16 protein-coding genes are annotated in these 15,243 nt (G+C 72.5%); 9 read left to right on the forward strand and 7 right to left on the reverse strand.

The genetic code is table 11. The features are described from left to right. Positions 1-6: 6 nt before the first annotated feature. Positions 7-864: an NUDIX hydrolase family protein gene (locus tag EJV46_RS18585; RefSeq protein WP_131550210.1), complete on the reverse strand. Its 858-nt coding sequence runs from the start codon at positions 862-864 to the stop codon at positions 7-9. Positions 865-959: 95 nt separating this feature from the next. On the opposite strand from EJV46_RS18585, the gene EJV46_RS18590 reads away from it, so the two are divergent. The 4 genes from EJV46_RS18590 (at position 960) to EJV46_RS18605 (ending at position 4,445) form a co-directional block, all read left to right on the forward strand. After that, a complete protein-coding gene (locus EJV46_RS18590; protein ID WP_131550211.1) occupies positions 960-2,828 on the forward strand; it encodes an ABC transporter ATP-binding protein/permease in 1,869 nt (622 codons plus the stop codon). A 73-nt stretch (positions 2,829-2,901) separates the two neighbouring features. Next, positions 2,902-3,141 (forward strand): hypothetical protein, encoded by a 240-nt coding sequence (locus tag EJV46_RS18595; RefSeq protein ID WP_131550212.1) that lies wholly within the window; start codon positions 2,902-2,904, stop codon positions 3,139-3,141. Positions 3,142-3,233: 92 nt separating this feature from the next. Continuing rightward, entirely contained in the window at positions 3,234-3,536 is a 303-nt protein-coding gene (rpmB, locus tag EJV46_RS18600; protein ID WP_131550213.1) for a 50S ribosomal protein L28, read from the forward strand. 120 nt (positions 3,537-3,656) lie between these two features. Then, entirely contained in the window at positions 3,657-4,445 is a 789-nt protein-coding gene (locus tag EJV46_RS18605; RefSeq protein WP_165585609.1) for a sensor histidine kinase KdpD, read from the forward strand. Here the strand turns inward: EJV46_RS18605 and EJV46_RS18610 are convergent. The 4 genes from EJV46_RS18610 to EJV46_RS18625 form a co-directional block, all read right to left on the reverse strand. Then, on the reverse strand, positions 4,430-5,371 hold the full coding sequence (locus EJV46_RS18610) for an esterase-like activity of phytase family protein (protein WP_131550215.1): 942 nt from the start codon (positions 5,369-5,371) through the stop codon (positions 4,430-4,432). The two genes, EJV46_RS18605 and EJV46_RS18610, sit on opposite strands and share 16 nt — an antisense overlap. 86 nt (positions 5,372-5,457) lie before the next feature. Next, complete coding sequence (gene cobT, locus EJV46_RS18615; protein WP_131550216.1) at positions 5,458-7,326, reverse strand: cobaltochelatase subunit CobT; 1,869 nt, start codon at positions 7,324-7,326, stop codon at positions 5,458-5,460. A gap of 97 nt (positions 7,327-7,423) precedes the next feature. After that, on the reverse strand, positions 7,424-8,428 hold the full coding sequence (cobS, locus tag EJV46_RS18620) for a cobaltochelatase subunit CobS (RefSeq protein ID WP_131550217.1): 1,005 nt from the start codon (positions 8,426-8,428) through the stop codon (positions 7,424-7,426). 103 nt (positions 8,429-8,531) lie between these two features. Continuing rightward, complete coding sequence (locus EJV46_RS18625) at positions 8,532-9,194, reverse strand: J domain-containing protein (protein WP_240782646.1); 663 nt, start codon at positions 9,192-9,194, stop codon at positions 8,532-8,534. Here EJV46_RS18625 and EJV46_RS18630 point away from each other — a divergent pair. After that, positions 9,193-9,468: a BolA family transcriptional regulator gene (locus tag EJV46_RS18630; protein ID WP_131550218.1), complete on the forward strand. Its 276-nt coding sequence runs from the start codon at positions 9,193-9,195 to the stop codon at positions 9,466-9,468. The two genes, EJV46_RS18625 and EJV46_RS18630, sit on opposite strands and share 2 nt — an antisense overlap. On the opposite strand, the gene rnk is transcribed toward EJV46_RS18630, so the two are convergent. Continuing rightward, positions 9,454-9,867, reverse strand: a complete 414-nt coding sequence (gene rnk / locus EJV46_RS18635; protein ID WP_131550219.1) for a nucleoside diphosphate kinase regulator — start codon at positions 9,865-9,867, stop codon at positions 9,454-9,456. The genes EJV46_RS18630 and rnk overlap by 15 nt on opposite strands. 258 nt (positions 9,868-10,125) lie before the next feature. Next, complete coding sequence (locus EJV46_RS18640) at positions 10,126-10,722, reverse strand: DUF2889 domain-containing protein (RefSeq protein WP_131550220.1); 597 nt, start codon at positions 10,720-10,722, stop codon at positions 10,126-10,128. 143 nt (positions 10,723-10,865) lie between these two features. On the opposite strand from EJV46_RS18640, the gene secB reads away from it, so the two are divergent. The 4 genes from secB (at position 10,866) to EJV46_RS18660 (ending at position 15,144) form a co-directional block, all read left to right on the forward strand. Then, on the forward strand, positions 10,866-11,348 hold the full coding sequence (gene secB, locus EJV46_RS18645) for a protein-export chaperone SecB (protein WP_131550221.1): 483 nt from the start codon (positions 10,866-10,868) through the stop codon (positions 11,346-11,348). A 241-nt stretch (positions 11,349-11,589) separates the two neighbouring features. After that, entirely contained in the window at positions 11,590-12,717 is a 1,128-nt protein-coding gene (locus EJV46_RS18650) for a DegT/DnrJ/EryC1/StrS aminotransferase family protein (RefSeq protein ID WP_131550222.1), read from the forward strand. 16 nt (positions 12,718-12,733) lie between these two features. Further along, positions 12,734-13,990, forward strand: coding sequence for a glycosyltransferase family 4 protein (locus tag EJV46_RS18655; protein WP_131550482.1), 1,257 nt, complete (start codon positions 12,734-12,736; stop codon positions 13,988-13,990). Continuing rightward, a complete protein-coding gene (locus tag EJV46_RS18660) occupies positions 13,987-15,144 on the forward strand; it encodes a glycosyltransferase (RefSeq protein WP_131550223.1) in 1,158 nt (385 codons plus the stop codon). The genes EJV46_RS18655 and EJV46_RS18660 overlap by 4 nt, the downstream gene beginning before the upstream one ends. Positions 15,145-15,243: the final 99 nt, after the last annotated feature.

Consider the following 15,243-nt stretch of genomic DNA (forward strand, 5'->3'; position numbering starts at 1 on the left):
CGATGCTCAGGGCCCCTGGTCCAGTCCCGCGCGCAGCGCCTGCCCTTCCGCGCCGGCCGGATCGACCAGACCCTCGCGCAGGAAGAGGTCGATCAGCACGAGGTTCACGTTGAACTTCACCTCCTCCGTCTCGCGCACCACCTCCAGCAGCCGCGCCACGGGCCAGAGCTCGAAGCGCTCCACCTCGTCGTCGTTGGGCCTGGGCACGAAGCTCTCGGGCAGCTCCAGGTCGAAAACGTGCAGCACGTCGCGCCGCAGCCCCTCGTTGTTCGAGAGGATATAGGAGAGCCGCCCCACGCGCCGCGCCGCCACCGCCAGCTCCGGCGGCAGCGAGGCCTCCTCCCCCGCCTCCTTCAGCAGCGTCTCCTCGGGCGTCATGCCGGCCGGGATGCCGCCGGCGACCAGATTGTCCACCTGCCCGGGCGCCACCGCCTTGTCCTTCGCGCGGATGCCGACCCAGACGTGCAGCCCGTCCGCCCGCCGGACCAGCCCGTTCAGATGCGCCCCCTGCCCGATGACGCCGAATTGCGGGATCAGCCCCCGGTCCAGCGTGCCCAGCACCGGGCCGTTCGCCTCGGCCCGGATGTCGAAGAGCTCGCCGCGGATCCGGCCGAAGCCCTGCTTCGCCAGCTCGCGCGCGGTGGCCGCCAGGGCATCGCTGCGCATCCCCGGCGTGCGCAGCCGCCCGGCCATGGAGACGCCGCGCCCCTCGAAGTGGAAGTCGCGCGGGAAGAAGGTCAGCGCACGGGCCAACTCGGCCGAGACCCAGCCCACCTGCTCGGCGCCGAAACGGAAGGGCAGCAGATGGCTCGGCGAGGGCGTGTTGTTGCAGGCTTCGATGTGGCGGAAGAGGGAGGAGCTCATCCCGTCATGTAGGGCGCGTTGGCCGGTGGAGCAAAACCCTGCCCTGCTGCCGCCGCCGGTTCCCAAACCCCCGGCCCCGCGCCACATGGGAGGCCATGAGCGCGAAGAACGACAATCACGGCCGGGCCCTGCTGGCCATCCTGCCCTATCTCTGGCCCCGGGGGGAGCTCGGGCTGAAGGTGCGGGTCGTGCTCGCGGTGGTCAGCCTCGTCGCGGCCAAGGCGGCCAATGTGCTGGTGCCGATCGCCTATGCCCGCGCCGTGGACGCGCTGACGCCGAAGGAGGGCATGGGCCTCGTCGTCGCGCTGCCCGTCGCGCTGGTGCTCGGCTACGGCCTGCTGCGCCTCACCGCCGCCGCGCTGAACGAGCTGCGCAACGCCGTCTTCGCCAAGGTCCAGGCCCGCGCCGGCCGCCGCGTGGCGCTGGAGGTGTTCGGGCACCTGCACGCGCTCTCCATGCGCTTCCACATGGACCGCTCGACGGGCGGGCTCTCCCGCGTCATCGAGCGCGGCACGCGCGGCATCGCGACGGCGCTGAACTTCCTGCTCTTCAACATCATCCCGACCATCTTCGAGATCGTCCTGGTCGCCGGGATCCTGTGGTGGATGTTCGGCGTCTCCTTCGCGCTGACGATCCTGGTGACGATCGGCGGCTACGTCGCCTTCACGCTGCTCTTCACCAATTGGCGCCTCGCCTTCCGCCGCGCCATGAACGACACCGACCAGGAGGCGAACACCAAGGCGGTGGACAGCCTGCTCAACTACGAGACGGTGAAGTACTTCAACAACGAGGCGCACGAGGCCCGCCGCTACGACGAGAGCCTGAGCCGCTACGAGACCGCCTATGCCCGCTCCGAGATCTCGCTCAACGCGCTGAATGCCGGCCAGGCGCTGATCATGGCCCTGGGCCTCACGGTGGTGATGCTGCTGGCCGGGAACGGCATCGTCGGCGGCACCATGACCGTCGGCGACTTCGTGATGGTCAATTCCTACCTCATTCAGCTCTACCTGCCGCTGAACTTCCTCGGCTTCGCCTATCGCGAGATCAAGCAGGGCCTCACCGACATGGAGGCCATGTTCCAGCTCCTCGACGTCCCGCAGGAGATCGCGGACGCGCCCGGCGCCCCTCCCCTCGCCGTCGCCGACGGCGCCATCGCCTTCCGCGACGTGCGCTTCGCCTACCGGCCGGACCGCGAGATCCTGAAGGGCGTCAGCTTCGAGGTGCCGCCGGGGAGGATGCTCGCCATCGTGGGCCCGACCGGCGCGGGCAAATCCACCCTCTCCCGCCTGCTCTTCCGCTTCTACGACGTGACCGGCGGCGCCGTGCTGGTCGACGGGCAGGACGTGCGCGCGGTGACGCAGGACAGCCTGCGCCGCGCCATCGGCGTGGTCCCGCAGGACACGGTGCTGTTCAACGACACCATCCGCTACAACATCGCCTATGGCCGCCCCGGCGCCTCGGACGAGGAGGTGGAGCAGGCCGCCCGCCTCGCCCAGGTGCACGACTTCGTGCTGAAGCTGCCGGAAGGCTACCGCACCCGCGTCGGCGAGCGCGGCCTGAAGCTCTCCGGCGGCGAGAAGCAGCGCGTCGCCATCGCGCGCACCATCCTGAAGGACCCGCGCATCCTGATCCTGGACGAGGCGACCAGCGCGCTGGACACCCGCACCGAGCAGGAGATCCAGGCCGCCCTGCGCGACGTCTCGCGCGGGCGGACGACGCTGGTCATCGCGCACCGGCTCTCCACCGTGGTGGAGGCCGACGAGATCATCGTGCTGGAGGACGGCCGCATCGCCGAGCGCGGCACCCATGGCGGGCTGATCGCCCAGGACGGTCTCTATGCCGAGATGTGGCGCCGCCAGTCCGAGGCCGTCGCGGCGGCCGAGGCGGCCGCCATCGCCCAGGCCCAGGCCCAGTTCGGCAGCGGCGTCAGCGCGCGGTCGGCGGAAGAGATGACGAAGGCGTAATGCGGAAGGGGGCCGGCGGGGCTTTCCTCGGGAATGTTTCCGTCCCATTTCGGGCGTGACTGGAGATCAGCTGATGGATGACGAAGCCCCCGAGGATCTGAGCCACGCCGGCTCGGTCGTGGACAAGGCCATCGAGTACATGATGGAGCAGCAGATCGCCCCCGTCTCGGCCGCCTCGGCCCTGCTGGGCGGCGCGCTGGGCCTGCTCTCGCGCAGCATGGACGACCGCGCCATCGCCGGCGTGCTGCGCCAGGCGCTGGCCAGCGTCGAGGCCGGCGAGCTGCGGCAGCTGCCCAGCCTTCCCAAGCGCTGACTTGACTCCCCGGCCGGGCTGCCGCATACGCCCGGCTCCGTTTTCCACCGGCCGCGGAGACCTGCGCGCGGCCCGACTGCAGGATGTAGATCATGGCTCGCCGCTGCGGCATCACTGGCAAGGGCGTTCAGTCCGGCAACAACGTCAGCCACGCGAACAACAAGACGCGCCGGCGCTTCCTGCCGAACCTGCAGGAGACCTCGTTCTTCTCGGACATCCTCGCCGCCTCGATCCAGCTTCGCCTGACGACGAACGGCATCCGCACGATCGAGCACAATGGCGGGCTGGACTCGTTCCTTCTCGGCACCAAGACGCGCAACCTGCCGCCCGAGGCGCTGGTCCTGAAGCGCCGCATCCTGCGCGCCCAGGCCAAGAAGGCCGCCGCGGCCGCCTGACCTTCCGGCAGCGACATGGTGAAAAGGGCCCGGTTCCGGTGGAACCGGGCCCTTTTGGCATGCGCCCGCTCGCATGGGGCCGTTAGCCCGGCATTAACCTGTCCCCGGCATGCTCCGGGCATGACGCTGGATCTCCTGCACGCTTTCCTGGCCGTCCTGGCGCTGGGCGGCGCCCTCGCCGCCGTCGGCTCCTCGACGCACGCCGCCCGGCTTTCGGCCGAGCTCGCCACGCATCGCGGCCTGGCCGAGAGCCGGGCCCGCAGCTTCGCCCTGATCGCGCGCGACATGAACGGCATCGGCCTGGCCCTGCTCGGCCGGGCCCAGCATCTCGGCCAGGAGGCGGGCCTGGCCTTCGAGGGCGACGCGCGCCAACTCCTCGCCCTGGCCGATGCCGCCGCCGAGGAGGGCGCGGGGGCCGCGCCGGCCCGGAACCTCGTGGAGGAGCGCTTCGCCCTCGCGCCCGTCCTGCAGGAGGCCGTGGCCATCGCCGGCGCCCAGCTCGGGCCCGGAACCCGGCATTGGCGGATCACCCCGAATCTCGAAGGGCTGAGCGTGACGGCCGACCGGCGCGCGCTGCGCGGGGCGGTCGTGCAGGTGCTGGGCCGCGCCGCCCGCGCGACCATGGAGGGCGACTTCATCGACATCCGCGCCGATCTCCGGCCGCATGCCGCCTCCATCATCGTGGAGGATGAGGGGGTGGGCGTGGCCGTCGAGGAGCTGTCGCCGGCCCTGCATGACGGCGCGCCGGAGCGCACGCGGGGGCTGGGCTTCGGCCTCTCGCTGGCGCGCTCGCTGCTGCGCGCGCATGGCGGCGAGCTGGTGATCGAGGCCGCGCCGGGGATCGGCGCGCGCGCCTTCCTGTCGCTGCCGCCGGAGCGCATGGCGGCGATGGATCAGGCGATGGCGTAGAGCAGCAGCAGGGTCCGCTGGAAGGGGCTCTGGTTGTCGTCGGAGACGAGGGCCACCAGGCCGCGGCCCTGATGCTGCGTGGTGGCGACGCCTTCCCAGTTCTCGGCGGGGGCATCGGGCGGCAGTTCGAGCCAGGTCTCGCCGGCGAGCGGGGCCGTGCCGCGCAGGGCGGCGGCGGGCAGATGCGCGAGCCGCGCGGAAAAGCCGCCGAAGAGCGAGAAGCGCCGCTCCAGCACCAGCGCCCCGCCATCGGGCAGGCCCGCGGCGTCGGTGGGATCGAGGCCGGGGGCCGGGCGGTACTCGCTGCGGCGCCAGGCGAGGCGCGGGCCCTGGAAGGTGCCGATCCAGGCGGCGCGGCTTTCGGAATCGCCGCCCGCCAGCTGCTCCGCGACGGCCAGGAGGCGCCCGTCGGCCAGCACGGTCAGCGCCTCCAGCCCGCCGTTGCGCGGCGCCCCCTCCAGCCCGGGCGGCGCCTCGAAGGCTTGCGCGGCCCCCGCGAGGTCGCGGTAGCGCAGGATGCGGTGCCATCGCTCGAAGCCAACCAGCCAGTCGCCGTTGGGAAGCCGCGCCAGGCTCTCGGAATCCGCATTGGCGCTTTGCCCCAGGGCGGCGCCCGCCGCATCGCGCAGCGGGCCGTGGGCGGCTTCGCCGAGGCCGGCGAGCCGTCCCGCGCTGAGCCGCAGCGGGGCCCGCCACCAGCGGCCTCGATCGCTGACCGCGGTGAGCGTGAGGTCGGGCGCGAGGTGGAGGGCCGAGAGCCCGCCGAAGCCCCAGGCGGAGGTGCTCAGCTCCAACCCGCCGAGCGGCAGCAGCCGGCCGCCGCGTGGGGCGGGAAGGGCCAGGGGCGTCGAGGCCGGGCCGGTCGCCCCGGCCGAGCCGACGGACAGCAGGGAAAGCCCCGCGAAGAGGTGGCGGCGACGGATCAAGCCAGGATCATCCGGAGGTGAGCGGGGGCCTGTGCCAGCCCATCAAGGCGAAACGAGAAACCCTGCGTGCGGAGCGTCCCGGAACCTCAGGCCACCAGCGGCGCGCGCTCCGCGGCGGCGCGATGCCACGCCTCGGCCGCATCCTCGTCGAAGAGCTCGGCCAGCTTCTTCATCATGGTGCCGCCCAGCTCCTCGGCATCCACGATCGTCACCGCGCGGCGGTAGTAGCGCGTCACGTCGTGGCCGATGCCGATGGCGATGAGCTCCACCGCGCTGCGGCCCTCGATCTCCTTGATGACCTCGCGCAGGTGCCGCTCCAGGTAGTTGCCCGGATTGACCGAGAGCGTGCTGTCGTCCACCGGCGCGCCGTCGCTGATGACCATCAGGATGCGGCGATGCTCGGAGCGCGAGAGCAGCCGGCGATAGGCCCAGTTCAGCGCCTCGCCGTCGATGTTCTCCTTCAGCAGCCCCTCGCGCAGCATGAGCCCGATGGCCCGGCGCGAGCGTCGCATCGGCGCATCGGCCGACTTGTAGACGATGTGCCGCAGGTCGTTCAGGCGGCCCGGATTGCGCGGCTTGCCCTCCTGCACCCATTTCTCGCGCGACTGGCCGCCCTTCCAGGCGCGGGTGGTGAAGCCCAGGATCTCGGTCTTCACCGCGCAGCGCTCCAGCGTGCGGGCCAGGATATCGGCGCACATGGCGGCGACGGTGATCGGCCGCCCGCGCATGGAGCCGGAATTGTCGATGAGCAGCGTGACCACGGTGTCGCGGAAATCCGCGTCGCGCTCGCGCTTGTAGGAGAGCGAGAGCGTGGGATTGGCCACCACGCGCGCGAGGCGCGCGACGTCGAGCAGGCCCTCCTCCAGGTCGAACTCCCAGGCGCGCTGCTGCTGCGCCATGAGGCGGCGCTGCAGACGGTTGGCGAGCTTCGAGACGACGCCCTGCAGGTGCTGCAGCTGCTGGTCGAGCTGCTGGCGCAGGCGCGTCAGCTCCTCTGGATCGCAGAGATCCTCGGCCTCGACCACCTCGTCAAACTGGGTGGAAAAGGGCTTGTAGCGCGAGCTGTCGTCGGTCTGCGGGACTTCCTTGCGGGCCTGCGGGCCGCCGGGCTTCTCGTCGCCCTCGGCGGCGGCGCCCTCCTCCTCGCTCTCCTCGGCCTCCTCGTCGGCGGCCTCGCCCTCCATGCTCTCGGGCTCGGCGCCCTGCATGGATTCCTGTTCCTGGGACTGGGCCTCGCCGGCGCTGGACTGCTCCTGCTGGGAGGACTGGTCGCCGCCCTCGTCGCCCTCCTCGTCCTGGTCGGCCTCGCTGTCGACCTCGGCCTCGGCCAGGTCGAGCGCGGTCAGCAGCTTGCGGGCGGCGCGGGCATAGGCCTCCTGGTCGTTCGTCGCCGTATGGGCGAGATCGTCCATGGCGGCGCTGGCCTTCTCGTCCAGGCTCTCGCGCCACATGTCGAGCACCCGCTGGGCGGCGGCCGGCACGGCCTCGCCCGAGATGCGCTCGCGCGCCATCAGGGACAGCGCCGTGTGCATCGGCAGCTGGTCCTTCCGCGTCATGCGGTCGTAGCCCTCGGCCTCGCATTCCTCGGAGAGGCGGGCGCGGAGATTGGCGGCAACGCCGGCCATGTGGCGGCTGCCGACCGCCTGGACGCGCACATCCTCCAGCGCGTCGAAGACCTCGCGCGCCTCCTTGCGCGAGGGCGAGCGGGCGGCGTGCGCGGCCTCGTCATGGTGGCGCAGCTTGAGCGCGACGGCGTCGGCCGCGCCGCGCAGCTTCGCCATCTCGGCGGGCGGGAGGGAGCGCGTGGGCAGCGGCAGGCGCGCGCGCTTGCCGGAGACGCCGGCCGGCCCTGGCTGGAAGGCGACCTGCACCTCCGTCTGCTGGGCGATGGCGCGGACGGCGCCGGCGGTCGCGCGCTTGAACTCTTCCTGCCGCGTGAGGTCCTGCTTCGACATCTTCTCTCAGCTCGTCAGATCGAGGCGGCGTTCGGGCCGCTCCAAGTCAGGCACCGGGGGCGGGCCAGGGCGCGACGGCCCTGCCCCGATCCCATCTCTAGCTCGCCTTCTTGTAGAGCCCGGTCGAGATCTCGGCGTTGAAGCAGCGCTGGTAGTATTCCGCCACCGTCGAGCGCTCGGCCTCGTCGCACTTGTTCAGGAAGGTCAGCCGGAAGGCGAAGCCCACATCGCCGAAGATGCGCGTGTTGTCGGCCCAGGTGATGACGGTGCGCGGCGACATGACGGTGGAGATGTCGCCGGCGATGAAGCCCGCGCGCGTGAGGTCGGCCAGCGCCACCATCGACTCCACCTGCTTCTTCATCTTCGCGTCGCCCGAGGCGCCCAGCTTGGCCAGCACGATCTCGGTCTCCTGCGCATGCGGCAGGTAGTTCAGCGTCGCGACGATGTTCCAGCGGTCCATCTGGCCCTGGTTGATCTGCTGCGTGCCGTGATAGAGGCCCGTCGTGTCGCCGAGGCCGACCGTGTTCGCCGTGGAGAAGAGGCGGAACTGCGGGTGCGGGCGGATCACGCGGTTCTGGTCGAGCAGCGTCAGCTTGCCCTCGACCTCGAGCACGCGCTGGATCACGAACATCACGTCCGGACGGCCCGCGTCATACTCGTCGAAGACGAGCGCGCAGGGATGCTGCAGCGCCCAGGGGAGAATGCCCTCGCGGAACTCGGTGATCTGCTTGCCGTCCTTGAGGACGATGGCGTCCTTGCCGATCAGGTCGATGCGCGAGATGTGGCTGTCGAGGTTGACGCGGATGCAGGGCCAGTTGAGGCGCGCCGCGACCTGCTCGATATGCGTGGACTTGCCCGTGCCGTGATAGCCCTGGACCATCACCCGCCGGTTGAAGGCGAAGCCGGCGAGGATCGCGAGCGTCGTCTCCTTGTCGAAGCGATAGGAGGTGTCGAGCTCGGGGACGTGCTCGGTGCGAGTCGAATAGGCCGGCACCTGCATGTCGATGTCCACGCCGAAGACCTCGCGGGCATTCACGGTGATATCGGGCAAATTGATCGCCGAGGTCGGGCTCACATCGCCAAGTTGGGCCAGCTTCGTCATCACGCTTCCGCTTCGTTGCATTTGGGTGTGGAGGGATGTTAGGGCAGCCCGCGTCCCGCGGCTACCCGGCTCGGGGCCGAAGCCGGCCGGATGTCCGGCGCACTCAACCCGCGTGGGCAGGCTGGGCGGCATCCGCCGCCCGCCCCACGCGCTGGCGCAGGAGCGAATAGGCCCGGTTGATGTCCTTCAGCTTCTCTTCGGTGCTGCGGTCGCCGCCATTCGCATCCGGATGGTAGCGCTTGGCGAGCTCCTTGTAGCGCATCTTCAGCGTCGCCGGGTCGAGCGGCCATTCCAGCTCGAGCAGGCCGAGGGCCGCGCGCAGCTCGGGCGGCGCCTCGTGCCGGGGCGGCTGTCGGCGCTTCTCGTGCAGCGCCGTGTCGCGCAGGATGCCCAGCGGATCGGCGATCAGCTCGGGATCGATGTAGGAGGCGCCGCCAAGGCGGCCCAGCGGCCAGGTCGGCCGCTGCCAGCCCGTGTCGGAGCGGATGGCGGTCTCGATCGCGGCCTCGCCCATGCCCCGGTAGAAGTCCCAGCCGGCATTGTACTGGCGCACATGGTCCAGGCAGAACCAGAGGTATTCGCGCAGGGCGCGGTCCTTGGGGGCGCGGAACTCGCCATGCTTGCCGCAGCCGGGCGAGGCGCAGTCGCGGGGCGGCGCCTTGGGGTCGGTCTGGGGCTGGAAACTCGCGCGGCGCGCCATCCGGACTTTATGGGTGGGCGGCACGGGCTTGGCAACGTCGGCTTCGCGGGCGAAAGCTTGTGTCATGGACAATCGGGCCGATCGGATCCGATCCGTGCTGGCGGCGCAATTCGCCCCGGCGCGGATCGAGGTGGTGGACGACAGCGCGAAGCATGCGGGGCATGCCGGCGCGCGACCTGGCGGGCAGACGCATTACAGCGTCCTGCTGGTGAGCGACGCCTTCACGGGCATGAACCGCGTGGCGCGCTCGCGCGCCGTGCATGCGGCGCTGGAAGCCGAATTCTCCGGCGGGCTGCACGCGCTGGCGCTGACGCTGCGGGCCCCCTCAGAGGTCAGCTGAGCCGGGCCGGACGGAGAGCACGGTCAGGCGGCGCATCCGCCCGTCCTGGGTCGGCCAGTCGATGGACTGGCCTTCCGACAGCCCGATCAGCCCCGCCCCCACCAGGGACAGCACCGAGACGCGCCCCTCGGCGATGTCGGCCTCGCCGGGCAGCACGAGCCGGACGGCGCGCCTCTCCCCCGTGCCGGCGTCGTGGAACTCCACGAGCGAGCCGAGCGCGACGGTGGTGGCCGGCAATTCGGCGGCGGCGACCAGCTCGGTGCGGTCCGCCTCCTCGTGCAGCAGGCTGGCGACCTGCGGATGGCGGCGCGCCGCCGCATCCGCCAGGGCCACCAGCTGGATCTGGCCTTCGATGGACATCAGCAGGGGCGGGCGCCGAAGCGCGAGGGGTTGGGTCATGTCTCGAATGTTCCTGGGCGCGCCGGACGCGCCGGAGCCCGGACGCAGGGAGCGTCCGCGAAGGGATGGAGATGGAAGTCGTCCCGGGCGAGGGGGCGCGAGACGCGCCGCCGCCGGCCCGGGCTAGAGGCCCGCGATCAGGCGCCCCGCACGAGCGAGGCCGCGTCCAGAAATGGCGAGGCGGGCAGGCATGGGGAAGAGATGTCCTTCCGGACCGCAAAAATCAAGCGTGGCGGGCCGATGGCCAACCGGGCGGGATCAGCCCGCGGTCTTCTCGGCGGCGCTCTCGGCCAGGTCGCTCCATTCCGGCCACTTCTTCCGGACGACCGGGCTGTCCGGCGCATAGGCGTGGCAGGTGCCGAGGAGGTGCGGGCGCTTGCGCGGCGCGCCGGCGGCCTCGGCCTGGCGCTGCTCGTCCTGCTGGCGCTTGCGCATCGGCCAGACGGTCTGGAAGGCCACCGTCGCCATCTGGGCGATGACCTCGCGCAGATGGGTGCAGCCCAGCACCCCGCCCACCCGCTCGTTGACCGCGCGGTTGAAGCCGGCGCCGATGGTCAGCCCGGCCAGCTTCGCGAAATTCGGCGTGGCGCCCGGGCAGACGGCGAAGGGCGTATGGTCCGACACCGCCTCGCAGGCCGTGATCCTCATCTCCATGTCCACCGTCATGCGGACCCACATGCCGTGGATCGGGTCGCCCGGATGGACGTCGCCGCGGTGCTCGGAGGGGAAGCCGTAGGTCTTGGTGTCGGTGAGATGGGCCTCGATGTCGACCTGCCCGTCCTCCCGCGCATAGCCGCGCAGCGAGATGTCGCGCAGGTGCGAGAGCTTCCGGGGAGAGGGGGAGGACAACGGCATCGCAGCATAAGATAGGCCTTATGCCGCAGCGCGCAAAGCCTCGGGGCCCGTCCCGCCGCGAATGGCCGGCCTGCGGGATCCTCTGGCGGCCCGGCCGCCCGCGTGGTAGCCGCCGCCGGACGCAATCTCCCCAGAGGGCCGCTATGTCCGACCAGCCGATCCAGCTCCCGAACCCGCCCAACGGCGAGCCGCCGCTGCCGCTGACGCTCAACATCCAGTTCACCAAGGACCTCTCCTTCGAGGTGCCCGGCGCCCCCGGCATCTTCGCCACCCTGCGCGAGCAGCCGCGGGTCGACCTCGCGCTCGACGTCCAGGCCCGGCCGGTCCAGGAGGGGGAGAACGTCTTCGAGATCTCGCTCATCATCCGGGCGGACGCCAAGGCGGCAGACGGCACCCAGTGCTTCATCGCCGAGCTGACCTATTGCGGAATCTTCACCGTCAACGTGCCGCAGGAGCATCTGGAGCCGGTGCTGCTGGTCGAATGCCCTCGACTGCTGTTCCCCTTCGCCCGCAACATCCTGGCCGATGTGACGGCCGGCGGCGGCTTCCCCCCGGTGATGCTCAATCCCATCGATTTCGTCCAACTGTGGCAAAATCGCCGCGGTCAGACCTCAGGCACTGCCTGAGGTCCAGCACAAGCGGTGCGACGGCGCCGGCTGCGGCCGACCATATCTGGTGCGTAAATATGCCGTGAAATGCGTGGTTGTTTCGTTGGCCAGCAATGCACGCATGACTTGCAATCCTTAACAATCAATGATTTGCTCACCCTCGTCCTGTCCAGCGAGAGTGAGCCTTATGGCGCCCGTGCAACCTTCCGTTGCGCTTCCCTCAGCTCCGATCCTCCCCTTCCGGCGGGAGCGGCCCGAAATGCCGGCGCCGCTGCGCCTCTCGCCGCCCCACCTCGTCGGCACCGAGATGGACGCCCTGCGCGAGACGCTGGAATCCGGCTGGCTCGCGCCCGCCGGCCCCACCCTCGCCCGCTTCGAGGCCGCGCTGACCGGGACGATGCAGCTGCCCCATGCGGCGGCGCTGAGCTCGGGCACCGCGGCGCTGCATCTGGGCTATCGGCTGCTGGGCGTCGAGCCGGGCGACGAGGTCTGGACCAGCACTCTCACCTTCGTCGCCACCATCGCCCCCGCCGTGCAGATGGGCGCGACGCCCCGCTTCCTGGACGTCGATCCCGCGAGCTGGACGCTCGACCCGCAGCTGCTGGGCGAGGAACTCGCCGCCGCCGCGCGGCGCGGCCGGCTGCCCCGCGTGGTGGTGCCGGCGGATCTCTACGGCCAGCCCTCCGACATGGCGGCGATCCGCGCCGTTTGCGCCCGCTGGGGCGTGCCGGTGCTCTCCGACAGCGCCTGCGCCCTGGGGGGGCGGCAGCACGGCCGGCCGGCCGGCCATGGCGCCGACCTCGTGGCGGTGAGCTTCAACGGCAACAAGATCGTGACGGCCGGCGGCGGCGGGGCGCTGCTCTCCGCCGATGGCGACATGATCGCCCGGGCCCGCCACCTCGCCAGCCAGGCCAAGGAGCCGGCGCCCCACTATCAGCACGAGACGACGGGCTTCAACTATGCCATGAGCTCGGTGCTCGCCGCCGTCGGCCTGGCGCAGCTGCCGAGCCTGGAGGAGCGGGTCGAGACGCGCCGCGCGGTCTTCGGCCGCTACCTCGACGCGCTGGGCCTGCTCCCTGGCCTCTCCTTCATGCCGGAGCCGGGCTGGTCGCGCTCCACGCGCTGGCTGAGCGCGATGCGGGTCGACCCGCAGCACTTCGGCCGCGACCGCGAGGCCATCCGCCTGGCGCTGGCGGAGCAGGGGATCGAGAGCCGGCCGGTCTGGAAGCCGCTGCACCTGCAGCCCGCCTTCCGGCACGCGCCCTCGGTCGGCGGCGAGGTGGCGGCGGCGCTGTTCGAGCAGGGACTCTGCCTGCCCTCGGGGAGCGCGATGACGGTGCCGCAGCAGTTCCGGGCCATCTCGGCCATCCGTGCGCTGCATCGCTGAGGCCGGCGCCGCCAGCTTGCGCATCCTCTATCTGCACCAGCACTTCTCCACGCCCGATGGCGCGACGGCCACGCGCAGCCATGCCATGGCCCGCGCCCTGGCGCAGCGCGGCCATGCGGTGACGCTGGCCTGCGGGCAATTCTCCGGGGCGGCGACCGGGCTCTCCGGCCCCTTCCGCCGGGGACGCCGCTCCGGTCGCGTCTCGGGCTTCGAACTGGTCGAATTCGCCATTCCCTGCGGCAATGCGATGAGCCTCAAGGCCCGGACCGCCGCCTTCCTGCGCTATGCCGCGCGCGCCGGGTGGATGGCGGCGCGCGGCGAATGGGACCTGGTGATCGCCAGCTCCACGCCGCTGACCGTCGCCTTGCCGGCGCTGGCGGCGCGGCGGCTGCGGGGTACGCCCTTCCTCTTCGAGATCCGCGATCCCTGGCCGGAGCTGCCGGCCGCGCTGGGGCTGCGGGCGCCGGGCCTGCTCGCCGCCATGGAGCGCCTCGCCGGCGCGGCCTGCCGGAACGCCTCGGCCGTGGTCGCCCTGACCGAGGGGATCGGCGCCACCGCGCTCGCCCGCGGCACCCCGGCCGGACGGCTGCATGTCATCCCCCAGGGCTGCGACCTCGACCTCTTCGGCCCGCAGGTCGCGCCCTGGCGGCCGGAGGCGGCGGGCAGCCAGGAGATGCTGGCCGTCTATGCCGGGGCGCATGGCCGCGCGAACGGGCTGGGGCTGCTGCTCGACGCGGCGGCCCGGCTGCGCGCGGCGGGCGAGCGGCGGGTGCGGCTGGTCCTGGTCGGCGAGGGCGGCGAGAGGCCGGCGCTGGTGGCCGATGCGGCGGCGCGCGGGCTCGGCAACGTCACCTTCCTCGACCCCCTGCCCAAGCGGGAGCTGGCGCGGCTGCTCGCCGGCAGCCGGGCCGGGCTGCTCTGCCTCGCGCCCCTGCCCGAATTCGCCGAGTGGACGGCGCCGAACAAGCTGATGGACTACCTCGCCGCCGGCCTGCCCGTGCTGTCCAACGTTCCGGGCGAGGCCGCGCGGATCCTCTCCGGCGGCGCGGGCGAGACCTGCGCGGACGCGGCCTCGCTCGCCGCCGCGCTGTCCCGCCTCGCCGCCGACCCCGGGCGGCGCGAGGCGATGGGCCGGGCGGCGAGGGATCTCGCGGTCCGGCGCTTCGACCGGCGGCTGCTCGCCGCGCGCTTCGTGACGGCCGTCGAGGGGGCGGCCGCCGAGGGGGCCGCGACCTCACGCGCGGCCGCGGCGCCGGGCTGGGACGCCGCATGATCCTGCTGCTCTCCGCGGCCCATCCGCCCGACGACATGCGCGTCGTCCGCAAGGAGGGGGCGGCGCTGGCCGCCGCCGGCTGGCGGGTCATGCATCTCTGTCCGGGGGCCGGCGGGCCCCTGCCGCCGGTCGGGGGCGTGGCGATCGATACCGTCGCCGGCCGCTCGCGGCTGCGCCGGCTGCCCGCGCTGTATCGGCGCGCGGTGGCGCTGCGCCCCGCCGTGATCCACGCCTCGGAGCCGGATTCCTGGGCCGTGGCGCTGCTGGCCGGTGCCCGTTGCGGCGCCCGCGTGGTGCTCGACGTCCACGAGCACTACCCCTCCCGCCTCGACGGCCGGCTGCCGGCGGCGCTGCGGCCCGTGGCGCGAGCGGCGCTGCGGCTCGCCATGCGGGCGATGGGGCGGGCGGCCGATGCGGTGGTCCTCGCCAAGGAGGGGCTGGCCGCGGATTTTACGGCGCGCACGCCCCTGGTCGCCGTGCGGAACCATGCGCTGGTGCCGGCGGGCCTGCCGCGCCGCGAGCATCGCGACGGGCCCATTACCCTGCTGCATCTCGGCGCCATCGGCGTGAGGCGCGGCTGGCCGCAGCTGCTGGCGGCCATGGCGCTCGCGCCGGCCGGCACCCGCCTCCTGGTCATCGGCCGCTTCACCGACGGCAGCGAGGCGGATTTCCGGGAGGCGGCGGAGCGCGCCGGCCTCGCCGGGCGCATCGAGGTCGCCGGCTGGATGCCCGCCGAGGCCGCCCTCGCCCGCGCGGCGGCCGAGGCGGATGTGAACCTCGTCCTCTTCCAGCCGGGCGAGGAGAACCACCGGCTGGCCCTGCCGCACAAGCTCTTCGACGGCATGGCGATCGGCCTGCCGGTCATCGCGCCGGATTTCGCGACCGGGGTGGCCGGGATCGTGCGCGGCGCCGGCTGCGGCGTGCTGGTGGATGTGGGCAGCCCGGCCTGCATCGCCGCCGCCGTCACGGCCCTGACCGATCGGGCGGCGCGCGTCCGGCTCGGCGATGCGGGCTGGCGCGCCGCGCGCGGCCCCTGGGGCTGGGCGGCCGAGGCCGAGCGGCTGGTGGAGCTCTATCGCGGGCTGACGGCGCCGGGGCGGGCCAGGGACGAAACGGCGGCCGCCGTTCCGGACCTGCCGGGCAAGCGGGCGTGAGGCGCCCGCGGCCCGGATTCGGCTGCGGCCGCGCGGATGGCTGAGACCCCGGAACCAGCCATTTCGCGCCCGGCGTTCCAGCACGGGGCCGGAGCGACT

This window comes from Roseococcus sp. SYP-B2431 (genome assembly GCF_004336745.1).
Taxonomy (GTDB): Bacteria; Pseudomonadota; Alphaproteobacteria; order Acetobacterales; family Acetobacteraceae; genus Roseococcus.